General features: G+C 32.6%; 15 protein-coding genes. 14 read left to right on the top strand and 1 reads right to left on the bottom strand.

What is annotated here, in order from left to right; all coding sequences use genetic code 11:
* The first annotated feature begins 6 nt into the window (after positions 1 to 6).
* From def to TMATH_RS06720, 12 genes are all read left to right on the top strand, one after another.
* Positions 7 to 486: a peptide deformylase gene (gene def, locus TMATH_RS06775; RefSeq protein WP_013150390.1), complete on the top strand. Its 480-nt coding sequence runs from the start codon at positions 7 to 9 to the stop codon at positions 484 to 486.
* Between the two features lie 3 nt (positions 487 to 489).
* Entirely contained in the window at positions 490 to 1,419 is a 930-nt protein-coding gene (gene fmt, locus TMATH_RS06770) for a methionyl-tRNA formyltransferase (RefSeq protein WP_041591701.1), read from the top strand.
* Between the two features lie 22 nt (positions 1,420 to 1,441).
* Positions 1,442 to 2,194 (top strand): DUF116 domain-containing protein, encoded by a 753-nt coding sequence (locus tag TMATH_RS06765; protein ID WP_013150388.1) that lies wholly within the window; start codon positions 1,442 to 1,444, stop codon positions 2,192 to 2,194.
* Between the two features lie 5 nt (positions 2,195 to 2,199).
* Positions 2,200 to 2,883, top strand: a complete 684-nt coding sequence (locus tag TMATH_RS06760; RefSeq protein ID WP_013150387.1) for a zinc metallopeptidase — start codon at positions 2,200 to 2,202, stop codon at positions 2,881 to 2,883.
* 18 nt (positions 2,884 to 2,901) lie between these two features.
* Positions 2,902 to 4,236 carry a 16S rRNA (cytosine(967)-C(5))-methyltransferase RsmB gene (gene rsmB, locus TMATH_RS06755; protein WP_013150386.1) on the top strand — a complete coding sequence of 445 codons (1,335 nt, stop codon included), beginning with the start codon at positions 2,902 to 2,904 and terminating at the stop codon, positions 4,234 to 4,236.
* A gap of 94 nt (positions 4,237 to 4,330) precedes the next feature.
* A complete protein-coding gene (gene rlmN / locus TMATH_RS06750) occupies positions 4,331 to 5,359 on the top strand; it encodes a dual-specificity RNA methyltransferase RlmN (protein ID WP_013150385.1) in 1,029 nt (342 codons plus the stop codon).
* Between the two features lie 7 nt (positions 5,360 to 5,366).
* Positions 5,367 to 6,110 (top strand): Stp1/IreP family PP2C-type Ser/Thr phosphatase, encoded by a 744-nt coding sequence (locus TMATH_RS06745; RefSeq protein ID WP_012995357.1) that lies wholly within the window; start codon positions 5,367 to 5,369, stop codon positions 6,108 to 6,110.
* A complete protein-coding gene (gene pknB, locus TMATH_RS06740) occupies positions 6,107 to 7,984 on the top strand; it encodes a Stk1 family PASTA domain-containing Ser/Thr kinase (protein ID WP_013150384.1) in 1,878 nt (625 codons plus the stop codon). Before TMATH_RS06745 ends, pknB begins: the two co-directional genes overlap by 4 nt.
* Positions 7,985 to 8,866, top strand: coding sequence for a ribosome small subunit-dependent GTPase A (gene rsgA, locus TMATH_RS06735; protein ID WP_013150383.1), 882 nt, complete (start codon positions 7,985 to 7,987; stop codon positions 8,864 to 8,866).
* Positions 8,867 to 8,869: 3 nt separating this feature from the next.
* Positions 8,870 to 9,520: a ribulose-phosphate 3-epimerase gene (rpe, locus tag TMATH_RS06730; protein WP_013150382.1), complete on the top strand. Its 651-nt coding sequence runs from the start codon at positions 8,870 to 8,872 to the stop codon at positions 9,518 to 9,520.
* The gene (locus tag TMATH_RS06725) at positions 9,517 to 10,152 is read left to right on the top strand and encodes a thiamine diphosphokinase (protein WP_013150381.1); all 636 of its coding nucleotides are present in this window, start codon (positions 9,517 to 9,519) and stop codon (positions 10,150 to 10,152) included. Before rpe ends, TMATH_RS06725 begins: the two co-directional genes overlap by 4 nt.
* Before the next feature lie 60 nt (positions 10,153 to 10,212).
* A complete protein-coding gene (locus TMATH_RS06720) occupies positions 10,213 to 10,395 on the top strand; it encodes a hypothetical protein (protein WP_012995352.1) in 183 nt (60 codons plus the stop codon).
* 35 nt (positions 10,396 to 10,430) lie between these two features.
* On the opposite strand, the gene rpmB is transcribed toward TMATH_RS06720, so the two are convergent.
* The gene (gene rpmB, locus TMATH_RS06715; protein ID WP_012995351.1) at positions 10,431 to 10,619 is read right to left on the bottom strand and encodes a 50S ribosomal protein L28; all 189 of its coding nucleotides are present in this window, start codon (positions 10,617 to 10,619) and stop codon (positions 10,431 to 10,433) included.
* Positions 10,620 to 10,803: 184 nt separating this feature from the next.
* Here rpmB and TMATH_RS06710 point away from each other — a divergent pair, with 184 nt between their 5' ends.
* Positions 10,804 to 11,154: an Asp23/Gls24 family envelope stress response protein gene (locus tag TMATH_RS06710; RefSeq protein ID WP_012995350.1), complete on the top strand. Its 351-nt coding sequence runs from the start codon at positions 10,804 to 10,806 to the stop codon at positions 11,152 to 11,154.
* Between the two features lie 10 nt (positions 11,155 to 11,164).
* Positions 11,165 to 12,745: a DAK2 domain-containing protein gene (locus TMATH_RS06705; protein WP_013150380.1), complete on the top strand. Its 1,581-nt coding sequence runs from the start codon at positions 11,165 to 11,167 to the stop codon at positions 12,743 to 12,745.
* The last annotated feature ends 5 nt before the right edge of the window (positions 12,746 to 12,750 follow it).

Genomic DNA, 12,750 nt, shown 5'->3' with positions numbered 1-12,750 from the left:
TTAATTTTGGCAATAAGGTATATAAGAAAAATTGGGGATGAGGTCTTAAGAAAAAAAGCAAAACCTGTTACAGAGATAAATTCTCATGTTTTGACTATATTAGATGATATGGTACAAACGATGTATCTCAACGAAGGGGTAGGCTTGGCAGCAAATCAGGTGGGTATTTTGAGAAGACTAATAGTGATAGATATAGGAGAAGGACTTTTAGAACTTATAAATCCTGAAATTGTGTATGAAGAAGGTGAACAAGTAGGAGCAGAAGGATGTTTGAGCATTCCAGGAGTAGTAGGAGAAGTTAAAAGGCCTAAAAAAGTAAAAGTAAAATATTTAGATAGAGAAGGTAAAGAGAGGGAGATCGAAGGAGAGGATTTATTGGCAAGAGCTTTATGCCATGAAATAGACCACTTAAACGGAGTTCTCTTTATAGATAAGGCTATAAGATTTTTAGATGAAGAAGAGAAAGAAAATGTCAAGGAGGTATGATTGTTGAAAATTGTCTTTATGGGGACGCCTGACTTTGCCGTCCCCTCTTTGCAAAAACTTTTTGAAGAAGGATACAATGTAGCTTCAGTGGTTACGCAGCCAGATAAACAGAAAGGAAGGGGGATGAAACTTAGATTTTCTCCTGTCAAAGAAGTGGCATTGCAAAAGGGAGTAGAAATTTTACAGCCAGAAAAGATAAAAAACAATAAAGAGTTTTTAGAAAGATTAAAAGAGATAAATCCAGACGTCATAGTTGTTGCAGCTTATGGAAAGATTTTACCCGAAGAAATTTTGGCTCTTCCTAAGTACGGTTGTATAAATGTCCATGCTTCTCTTTTGCCAAAATACAGAGGAGCAGCTCCCATTAATTGGGCTATAATCAATGGTGAAAAAGAAACGGGTATTACTACAATGCTTATGGATAAGGGATTGGATACAGGAGATATTCTTATCAAAAAATCTATTCCTATTTTAGAGGAAGATGATGCGGAAACACTTCATGATAAGCTTTCTCGATTAGGAGCAGAAGTTTTAATAGAAACGTTAAAAAGATTGGAAAAAGGCACTTTGACGCCGGTTAAACAAAATGAAGAGGAGGCTTCTTATGCCCCAATACTTACTAAAGAAATGGGGCACGTAAATTGGAATAAAACGGCGGAAGAAATCCGAAATTTGATAAGGGGAATGAAACCTTGGCCTGGCTGTTACACGTTTTATAAAGATAAGATGTTAAAAATTTGGAAAGGAGAGATAGTCGAATACAATGGGAAAGAAGAAAATGGAACAGTTTTAAAGTCAAAAGGCGACTTAATTGTGAAATGCGATAAAGACGCCCTAAAGATAGTAGAGATTCAACAAGAAGGTTCTAAAAAAATGAGTATTAGGGAATATTTAATAGGTCACAATATACCTGAAGGGACAATTTTAAGATAATTTTTAAAAAGGAGAATAACTTTTGAAGGGGAAAAAAAGAATTTTTTTGGGGATATTGGCAGTTACCTTTTTGGTTTTTACTTTAGTCGTTTTGGGAATTTTATACGTAATAAATAGAGGGAAAATTGAACTTTATAGATATTTGTTTATTACGTTAATGATTTTTGTTCTATCTTTGATGGCTATAATTGTGGCTGTTATTGGAGCGACTTTTTATGTGGTGGTTGGTAAAAAATCTAACAAAATTTTAAACTCTTTCATAGCAAATTTTTTAGACCTTTTTTATCCTTTGGTGGTCTTTGTAGCAAGAGTTTTGGATTTAAAAATTGAAAAGGTAGAGCAGTCTTACATTGAAATAAAGAATTTTTTATTTAATAAAAATATAAAGAGATATGCCCCACAAGACATATTGATATTGTCACCTCATTGCATACAAAATAGCAACTGTAAATTTAAAGTGACTTATGATATAGATAATTGTAGACGATGTGGAAAGTGCCAAATCAATGATTTGGTAAATTTCAAGGAGAAATATGGCGTAAATGTGGCAGTTGCTACGGGTGGTACTATGGCGAGAAAGGTAGTGAAAGATACAAGGCCAAAAGTTATAATAGCGATTGCCTGTGAAAGAGATTTGACAAGTGGCATGCAGGATGTGAAGAAAATCCCTGTGTATGGTATAATAAATGACAGACCTAATGGGCCGTGTTTTAATACTCGTGTAGATGTATCAAAAATTGAAAAAACCATAAAAAAATTGTTAAATGGAGGGTGAATAGTATGTTTTGGGATACTACAATAATACTTTTAATACCAGCTTTAATATTCGCAATGTATGCGCAAGCTAGAGTGCAAAGCACTTTTAGCAAATACGCTCGCGTCAGAAATAGATATGGGTATACCGCAGAGGAAATAGCTAGAAAGATATTAGACGGTGTGGGGCTTTATGATGTAAGAATTGAAAGGATACCGGGGAATTTAACTGACCATTACGATCCAAGAGCAAAAGTGTTAAGACTTTCTGAATCTGTTTATGGGAGTGAATCTATAGCTGCAATAGGAGTAGCTGCCCATGAAGCAGGGCATGCGATACAACACGCGAAAGGTTATGTACCTTTGACTGTAAGAAACAGTCTTGTTCCTGTAGCTAATTTAGGAGCTAATTTAGCTTGGCCTTTAGTAATTTTAGGATTTTTCATGGGTGCTCCTGGATTACATTTGATAAATATAGGTATACTTCTTTTTAGTGCAGCAGTGCTTTTTCAGGTTATTACTTTGCCTGTAGAATTTGATGCAAGCAATAGAGCAATAGCGCTCCTTCAATCAAATGCGCTTTTTACAAGAGAAGATATTGAACCCGCTCGGAAGGTTTTACAAGCTGCTGCATTGACTTATGTAGCTGCAGCATTAGTTTCTATTATGCAACTATTGAGATTGATTATTATAAGAAATAGCAGAGAGTAAAGGAGAAAAATACGATAAATGAAACCAAGAGAAATAGCTTATAAAATACTTCAAGAAGTGTTGTCAAAAGAAGCTTATGCGAATATTACCTTTAATAAGTATTTAAAAGGACAAGAATTAAAAGAAATAGATAGAGGTTTTACTAAAGAGTTGGTATTTGGTGTTATTGAAAGAAAGTACACGCTAGATTTTATACTTTCTTTTTTTGTAAAGAAGCCCGCGGATGAAAAAAGTAAGATTTTCCTTGAAATGGGATTATATCAGCTTTTGTACATGGATAAAGTTCCATCTTATGCGGCTATAAATGAAACAGTTAATATAGCTAAAAACGTATTGGGAATAAAAAGGGCAAACTTTATAAATGCAGTTCTAAGAAGCTATGAAAGAGAAAAAGAAAAAGTAATTTTCCCTGATAAAGAGAGGGATTTAAGGAAATATTTAATGGTAACATATTCTTATCCTGATTGGATTGTGGAAAGATTACTAAATAATTATGATGAAGAAAAAGCAGAAGCTCTTTTAAAAAGTTTAAATGAAAAACCCAAAATTTGTTACAGAGTTAATACACTAAAGATTGATATAGAAGATTTGAAAAAGCTATTAGTTTCTCGCGGTATTGTTTATAAAAAAGGTTATTATCTAGAAGAAGCGCTATATATAGATATTAAAAACCCTGAAAGTCATCAATTGTACAAAGAAGGGCTTATTTACATTCAGGATGAGGCTTCTATGTTGGTTTCTAAAATTTTAAATCCTAACGAAGGAGAGACGGTATTAGATGTGTGTGCTGCTCCTGGTGGTAAAACGACCCATATAGCGCAATTGATGAAAAATACTGGTAATGTTGTAGCTTTTGATTTACATCCTCATAGATTAGAGTTGATAAAAGAGAATTGTAAAAGATTAGGAATTACAAATGTAAAAGCAGAAGCCTTTGACTCTACTTTTGTTAATGACAAGTATCTGGAAAAAGCAGATAAAGTCTTAGCAGATGTCCCTTGTACAGGTATAGGTATAATCAGAAAAAAACCTGATATTAAGTTAAAGAATTATACGAAAAGTGAAATTTCACAATTAGTTGAAACGCAATATAAAATATTAGACTCCAGTTCAAAATATGTAAAAAAAGATGGATTTTTAGTGTATAGCACCTGTACTATAGGAGTAGAAGAAAATCACAATGTAATAATGAAATTTTTAAAAGAACACCCTAATTTTAGATTGGTTGATATAAAAGCTGAGATGCCAAGTGGATTGAATATTGAAACTGCTTCTTTAGGATATATACAAACTACACCTTTAGAGCATGGAATCGATGGCTTTTTTATAAGCAAGTTAAAAAGAATAAAATAACGTGCAAAACGATAGCCATGTATGAATTTATCAAGTAAACTTATGGGGATAAGAAACCTACGAAATTTCAACATGGACACGGAGGTATATTAAGTTGTACAATTTAAAAAATATGACGTTAGAAGAAATGGAAGAATTTTTTGTAAATATTGGAGAGAGTAGATATAGAGCTAAACAGATTTACAAGTGGATTTACGGTAAAAAAATTACAGATTTTGACAAGATGACAGATATCTCTAAAAATTTGCGATCAAAATTAAAAGAAATTGCTTATATTTCTCAATTAAAGGTAGAAGCGAGAAGGGTTTCTGAAATAGATAACACTGTGAAATACCTTTTTTTGCTGGAAGACAAAAATATTATTGAAGGAGTTGCGATAAAATACAGGTTTGGAAATACTGCCTGTGTTTCTACTCAAGTAGGATGCAATATGAGATGTAGCTTTTGTGCTTCTGCTATTGGAGGCAAAGTCAGAGATTTAAAAGCTTCAGAGATGGTAGACCAAGTTATGTCTATAGACAGCGACTATGGCAAGATTTCAAATATTGTTTTAATGGGCAGTGGAGAACCTTTTGACAATTACGAGGAAGTGATGAAATTTATAAAAATAGTAAATAACCCTTACGGTTTAGGAATAGGCAGTAGGCATATAACTATATCTACTTGCGGAATAATTCCTAAAATTTACCAATTTGCAGATGAAAAATTACAGGTTAATTTATCTATTTCATTACATGCTCCTAATGATGAATTGAGAACTCAACTAATGCCAATAAATAAAGCTTATCCATTAGAGGAATTGATGAAAGCTTGTAAGTATTATATAGAAAAAACAAGGCGCAGGATAACCTTTGAGTATTCGTTAATTGAAGGAGTAAATGATAAAAAAGAACATGCATATCAATTGGTGGATTTATTGCAAGGCATGCTGTGCCATGTTAATTTGATACCTATTAATTACGTAAAAGAGATAGGCTTTAAAAAGGCGGCTAATGAAAAAGTGATGATGTTCAAAAAAATTATTGAAAATGCAGGGATATCTTGTACGGTGAGAAGGGAATTAGGAAGCGATATTGAAGCTGCCTGTGGACAGCTGAGGAGAAAGTATTTAAAAGAAAGGTAGGGTTTTTATGATTGTAGCTGCCCTAACTGATATTGGCAATGTAAGAGAAAAAAATGAAGATTATTATTATGCCTCGGGAGAAAAAGATTTGCCACTGTTTATTGTAGCAGATGGAATGGGAGGCCATAATGGGGGTGAAGTTGCAAGTAAGTCTGCTGTTGAAGCCATTGTTGATTATTTTAAAAAGAATTATTTTAAGCTACAGGATAGAGAAATTTCCTCTATAGAAGGTTTTATAGAGAAATCAATTAAATATGCTAATAAAATTGTTTATTCTCAAGCCTGTTCAGAATGTGAATTGACAGGGATGGGTACTACTCTTACTTTGTTATTTTTTGAAAAAAACCATTTTTTTATAGGACATATTGGAGATAGTAGGGCTTATTTGATAAGAGATAACAGCATAGAGCAAATTACAGAAGACCATTCTTTTGTAGAAGAACTTGTAAAAATGGGTAAAATAACTCATGAAGAAGCCCGAGTTCATCCTCAAAAGAATATAATAACAAGGGCTTTGGGAGTTGATGAGGAAGTAGAAATTGATATATTCCATGACGCTGTTATGCCAGAAGACATTTTGCTTTTGTGCACAGATGGGCTAACTAATTTGGTGACAGACCAACAGATTTTAGATGAATTTACTAGGAATGAAGATATAAATACCTCTTGTATTAATTTAGTAAATCTTGCAAAAGCTAACGGCGGATATGATAATATAACTCTTATCGCTGTTAAGGAGGTGACATCATGATTGGACGTATATTAGGTAACCGCTACGAAATATTAGAGGAAATTGGCGAAGGCGGAATGGCTAAGGTTTACAAAGCAAAGTGTCATCTCCTTAACAGAATAGTAGCAATCAAAATTTTGAGGCCTGAATTTGCAGCAGATGAGGATTTTGTAAAAAAGTTTAGAAGAGAGTCTCAGGCAGCGGCAAGTCTTTCACACCCTAATATAGTGAGTATATACGATGTTGGGCAAGAGGGAAACATTTACTATATTGTAATGGAATATATAAATGGACACACTTTAAAAAAACTCATAAGTGAAAATGGAGGACCGTTAGAAGTAAAAAGAGCAATAGAAATAGCAAGACAAGTTTGCAAAGCCTTGGATCACGCTCATAAAAATCGAATAATTCACAGGGATATAAAACCACAAAATATTCTTGTTACTGAAGAGGATGTGGCGAAAGTTACTGATTTTGGAATTGCAAGGGCTGCCAATGGTTCTACCATAACTTATACCGGAGATGTGGTAGGAACTGCTTATTATTTTTCTCCTGAACAAGCAAAAGGCGGAATAGTAGATGAAAGAACGGATATTTATTCTTTAGGAATTGTCCTTTATGAAATGCTAACGGGAAAAGTACCTTTTGAGGGAGATAGTCCTATTTCTGTCGCTTTAAAACACATTCAAGAAGAGATAATTCCTCCTTCCAGGCTAAATGAGAAGGTGCCAAAAGAATTAGATCAAATAGTTTTAAAAGCTACACAGAAGGATGTAAATCTTAGGTATCAAACTGCAGCAGATTTTCTTAAAGACTTAGATACTTTTTTGCGAAATCCTAAAGAGCTAAATTTCAAAGAAGAGGAAATTACAAAAACACGGGTGATTCCTTCTAAAGATGTAGAAGAGTTAAAAAAAGCAGCACAAAAAAAAGAAAAAGAAAAGAAAAGACGAAATGTCATAAAGAAAATAACAATTGCTTTATTAATTCTTTTGTTGATGGCTTCTTTATCTTATGGTACGATATACGTCCTTAATAACTTTTTTAAAGTGAATGATGTAGTAGTTCCAAATATTGTTGGTTTGTCTTTAAATCAGGCAAGCAAAATTTTATCAGACCATAATTTGAATATGGAGATAAGCGAAGAACAGTACAGTGATAAACCTGAAAATACTATTTTATCTCAAGATCCTTCACAAGGCAGCGTAGTAAAAGCTGGAAGTACAGTTTATGTAGTAATTAGTAAAGGCAGGCAAGTTGTTGTGGTGCCTAATGTGATAAACAAAGATTATTTAGAGGCTAAAAATATCCTTGAGAATATGGGCCTTAAAGCAAACATTATAGAACAATACAATGATCAATTTGCTAAAGGATATGTCTTTGATCAAAATCCAAGACAAGGGGTACAGGTAGAATACAATACAGCGATTGATCTATATGTTAGTAAGGGTCAACAACCTGCGATAATGCCCAACGTAGTTAATATGACATTGGAGGAAGCAACAACTGCCCTAGAAAATGCCGGTTTAAAGTTAGGCAAAGTCATTTATAAAGAGACTACTGAGGTACCAGAGGGTGTGGTTTTAGAGCAAAGTGTTTCTCCAGATAGTGAAATTCAAAAAGGAAGCACGATAGATTTAATTGTCAGCAAGATGCCCCAGGCTTCTTTACAACAACAAACTAAAAATGTTATTATTGAATTGCCTAACAAACAGGGCACTATGAAAGTAGATGTATATGTAATACAAAACGGACAAAAAAATTTAATATATTCTGCCCAACACACTTATCAAGATAGCCCTCTTACTGTTCCTGTAACGGCATATAAAGGTAAAGCTACAATTGAGGTGGATATAGATGGAGAAGTGTATAGCACAGTGGAGGCGAGATTTTAATTGACGAGGGTAGTGGGAAAAATTGTGGGAGGAATAGCTGGATTTTATTATGTAGCTACAGAGCACGGCATTATAGAATGCCGTGCTCGCGGAAAATTTAGAAAGGATAATGTTACTCTCTTAGTAGGTGACATTGCGGAAATTCAAATGATAAACGATAGGGAGGGGTATATTTTAAACATTTTACCACGAAAAAATGAGCTTACAAGGCCTCCAGTAGCTAATGTAGACCAAGCTATAATAGTATTTGCTATTATTAGGCCAGAACTTAACAGAATTTTATTAGATAAAATGATTGTATTGGCAGAGAGTAATGACATTGAACCTGTAGTTTGTATCAATAAAGTGGATTTAAAAGAGGATAGAGAGGCTTTTGATTTGGTGAGTGTTTATCAGAAAATAGGATATAAAGCAGTTGCAACTTCTACAGTTACAAAAGAAGGAATTGACGAATTAAAATCCTATTTAAAAGACAAGGTTTCTTTTTTTGCGGGTCCTTCTGGAGTAGGAAAGTCCTCTTTGATTAATTCTATTCAATCAAATATAAAACTCAAGACAGGGGAGGTAAGCGAAAAGCTTTTAAGAGGTAAACACACAACAAGAAGCGTAGAGCTTTTATCTCTTGATTTTGGAGGGTATGTTTTGGATACCCCAGGTTTTACTGCATTAACATTAGATATTGAAAAACAAGACCTTCGATACTATTTTAGAGAATTTTTAGAGTTTCAAGGAGGGTGCAAATTTTCTTCTTGTCTTCATATACAAGAACCGGGGTGCAATGTTATAAAGGCTGTAGAAGAAGGACTAATTGATAAAAACAGATATGTAAGTTATATTTCTCTGTTTAAAGAATTAAAGGAAAAAGAAAAGAGGAGGTACTAAAAATTGAAAATAGCTCCTTCAATATTATCTGCAAATTTTGCAAATTTATTAGAAGATGTAAAAAAGATAGAAAAAGATGCTGACCTTTTGCATATTGATGTAATGGATGGCCATTTTGTTCCAAATATCACCATTGGACCAGTAGTAGTAAAGTCCCTTAGAAAATTTTTTTCTATTCCCTTTGATGTTCATTTGATGATTGAAAATCCAGATTTGTACATAGAAAATTTTGTAAATTCGGGCGCGGATATTATAACTGTTCACCAAGAAGCTTGTATACACTTACATCGTACGATACAGAAAATAAAAAGCTATGGTAAAAAAGCCGGAGTTTCTTTAAATCCGGCTACACCTTTAGAAAGTATAAAATATGTATTACAGGATATTGATATGGTTCTGATTATGACGGTAAATCCTGGATTTGGAGGACAAAAGTTTATAGATTCAATGCTTAAAAAGATTGAAGAAATAAAGAAAATGAGAGAAGATTTAGGCTTAAACTTTGAAATTGAGGTAGATGGGGGAATTAACCTTTATAATGTAAAGGAAGTAGTTGAGGCAGGAACTGATATAATTGTAGCTGGTTCTTCAATTTTTGAATCTTCGGATCCTGCCCAAACTATAAAAGAATTTAGAAAGGCAGTAAAAAGATGAGGGTTTTAATTATTTCTAATGGGGATATAAAAGATTATGATTTTTATAAAAATTTGACAAAAGAAGTAGATATAGTTATATGTGCAGATGGTGGAGCGAATCATGCCTATCAAATGAAACTAAAACCTCATTTGATAGTGGGTGATTTAGATTCAATAAAAGAAGAAGTTTTGGAATTTTATAAAAACAAAGGGGTAAAAATTGAAAAATATTCTCCTATGAAGGACGAGACAGATACACAATTGGCAATGATAAAAGCGATAGAATTAGGGGCGAAGGAAATTATTTTTACAGGGGTATTTGGAGAGAGATTTGATCACTCTTATGCAAATCTTTCCCTTTTGTTGTATTTATTAAATCGCAATATCAAGGGTAAAATTATAAATGAAAAAAATGAGATATATTTGATTGATAAATTTTTAGAGATTGAAGGGAAAAAAGGAGAATTGTTATCTTTACTTCCATATTCTAAAGATGTAAAAGGAATATACACTAAAGGTTTGTTTTATGCCCTTTCAGGTCAAAGTATGGATTTAGAAATGCCTTACGGTATAAGCAATGTTTTTATAGAAGATAAAGCAACTATAAAAATAGAAGAAGGACTTTTATTAGTGATAAAACCAAGAGAATAGTTTCAAAATCCCTTTCCTGTGAATAGTATAATAGTAACTAAAGAGGAAAGGGGTGTTTTTATGGACAAATTTTTTTATAAACTGAAGCGATTAAATAGGCAACTAAATTATTCGTTAGGATATGTATTGATTGCTTTAGGTGTATTGATTTTTATTAGGTATATTCCTTACTGGTTATGGATGATTTTTTTGGGAATTTTTCTTGTAATAGCTGGTTACTATGTAAACATATATTTTAAGTGAAAAATAAAAAAGCGTGCAAAAATGCACGTCTTTCTTTATATTGCTCTTTGTACTTTTCCTGATTTTAAGCATTTTGTACATACATGGAGTCTAACAGGAGTACCATTTACTATTGCTCTTACTTTTTTTAGGTTAGGTTTCCACTTTCTTATGGATTTTCTATGAGAGTGGCTATATTGGTAACCTGCCAAAGGACCTTTTCCACAAACATCGCACTTAAGCACAGTTGCACCTCCTTTGAAAGACAGTAATATTTTATCAAAAATTAATTACTTGCACAATAAAAATCAAAATAACAATATTATTTTATCACCATCTCTTATAAATGTAAATACCTTTACAACAAATGTTTAGTTGATGTTATTAAGAGATTTAGGTAAAATATAAATTAAGATTGGAGGGGTATTAATGGTTCAAATAAAAAACAAATATGGCATAATACATATTTCAAATGATGCAATTGCTGCTATAACCAGTAGAGCAGTATCTGAGTGTTATGGGATAGTAGGATTAGGCAGAAAAGGAGCAAATGGATTAATAGAAATATTTAAAACAGAAAATTCTGGAAGAGGAGTCAAGGTTGTTACTATAGAGGAAGGTTTGATATTAGAAGTTTATATAGTTGTCCTATACGGCGTAAATATAAAAACTGTTTCAGCGAATGCTATTGAAAAAGTAAAATACGCTGTCGAGAAATTTGTAGGAGTAAAGGTAGAAAATGTAATAATAAATGTTCAGGGAATTAAAGTTGATAATTGAGGAGGAAGTTGTGTTGAAGTACTTAGATGGAAAAATTTTAAAGAACATGATGATAGCAAGTTCTAATTATCTTTTTAACAACAAAGGAGAAGTTGATAAACTCAATGTTTTTCCTGTTCCAGACGGTGATACTGGCTCTAATATGGCATATACAATGCAATATGCTGCAAAAGAGTTAGAGAAATCACAAGATACGATAAGAGAAGTTTTAGATGCTATTTCGAAAGGTACTTTAATGGGAGCAAAAGGTAATTCGGGAGTTATTTTGTCCCAGATTTTTAGAGGTTTTTCTAAACGACTTAGAGATACAAAAAAGATAACTCCTTGCGATTTTGCAGAAGGTTTGAAAGCTGGTGTAGAGGTAGCTTATAAAGCAGTTATGAGACCTGTAGAAGGTACTATTCTCACAGTATGTAGGGAAACTGCAGAAGAGGCGGAAAAAATATGTAAAAAGGTTGAAAATTTTGAAGAATTTTTCGCAAAAATTATTAAAGCTGCAGAAAAGTCTTTACAAAATACTCCAAATCTCTTGCCAGTTTTAAAAGAGGCTGGAGTAGTTGATTCTGGTGGAATGGGATTTGTGTATGTATTAAAGGGGATGTTTGAAGGGTTTAAAGGAAATAAAATTGAACCTATAGAAGTTTTAGAAGAGATAGTAACAAATCAGCAAGTTGTGGAGAATTTAAGATTTTTATATTGTACAGAAATATTAGTCAAAACAAAAAAGAGCTATGCAGAAGCTATTTTAAAAGATAAATTTGAAAGATTTGGAAATAGCTTGGTGATAGTTTCAGATGATGACATTTTAAAAGTCCATGTGCACACAAACAATCCTGGATTAGTATTAGAAGAAGGACTTAAAATAGGTGAACTTATAAAAGTAAAAATTGACAATATGAAAATACAACATGAAAGTTTGGTAAGTGAAGAGCGAAAGCCTGAGAAAAAATATGGAGTTTTAGTTGTAGCTAATGGAGAAGGAGTTAAAAATCTTTTTTCAGAGCTGGGCTGTGATGTTATTATAAATGGTGGACAAACTATGAATCCGAGTACAAATGACATTTTAGAGGGTATAAAAAAGATAAATGCGGAAAATATTTTAGTTTTCCCTAATAATAAAAATATAATAATGGCTTGTGAACAAGCAAAAGCTTTATCAAATAAGAAAGTAGAAATAATCCCAACAAATAATTTTAGTGAAGCTATAACTTCTATTTTAAATATTGATACTGAAAAGAGTTTAGAAGAAAATGTAGCTAAAATAAAAGAAATATTAAGTAATATAAAGACAATTGAAGTTACTTATTCAGTAAGAGACACGCAAATAAATGGTTTTGAAATCAAAAAAGGAGATGTGTTAGGTTTTATAAATGACAACCTGGAATCAGTAGGAAAAGATTATAATAAAGTAGCACAAGAATTGATTTATAAAGCTTTAGATGAGGATTCTTCATTAGTTAGCATATATTATGGGGAAGAAGTTACAAAAGAAAAAGCGGAGGAATTGAAAAATTCTATTTCCGTAGAGGCAGATGTAGAAATTTATTTTGGAGGTCAGCCGCTTTACTATTACGTTATATCAATAGAGTAAAGGTG

It is taken from the genome of Thermoanaerobacter mathranii subsp. mathranii str. A3 (genome assembly GCF_000092965.1).
Lineage (GTDB): Bacteria > Bacillota > Thermoanaerobacteria > Thermoanaerobacterales > Thermoanaerobacteraceae > Thermoanaerobacter > Thermoanaerobacter thermocopriae.
The sequence above is the reverse complement of the archived record's forward strand: the minus strand, read 5'-3'. Positions and strand labels throughout refer to the sequence as shown.

Bases quoted from the DNA above. Each gene is read 5' to 3' on its own strand.
- TMATH_RS06760 (WP_013150387.1), top strand. From the start codon at position 2,200: ATGTTTTGGGATACTACAATAATACTTTTAATACCAGCTTTAATATTC.
- rsmB (WP_013150386.1), top strand. From the start codon at position 2,902: ATGAAACCAAGAGAAATAGCTTATAAAATACTTCAAGAAGTGTTGTCA.
- TMATH_RS06745 (WP_012995357.1), top strand. From the start codon at position 5,367: ATGATTGTAGCTGCCCTAACTGATATTGGCAATGTAAGAGAAAAAAAT.
- pknB (WP_013150384.1), top strand. From the start codon at position 6,107: ATGATTGGACGTATATTAGGTAACCGCTACGAAATATTAGAGGAAATT.
- TMATH_RS06725 (WP_013150381.1), top strand. From the start codon at position 9,517: ATGAGGGTTTTAATTATTTCTAATGGGGATATAAAAGATTATGATTTT.
- TMATH_RS06720 (WP_012995352.1), top strand. From the start codon at position 10,213: ATGGACAAATTTTTTTATAAACTGAAGCGATTAAATAGGCAACTAAAT.
- TMATH_RS06710 (WP_012995350.1), top strand. From the start codon at position 10,804: ATGGTTCAAATAAAAAACAAATATGGCATAATACATATTTCAAATGAT.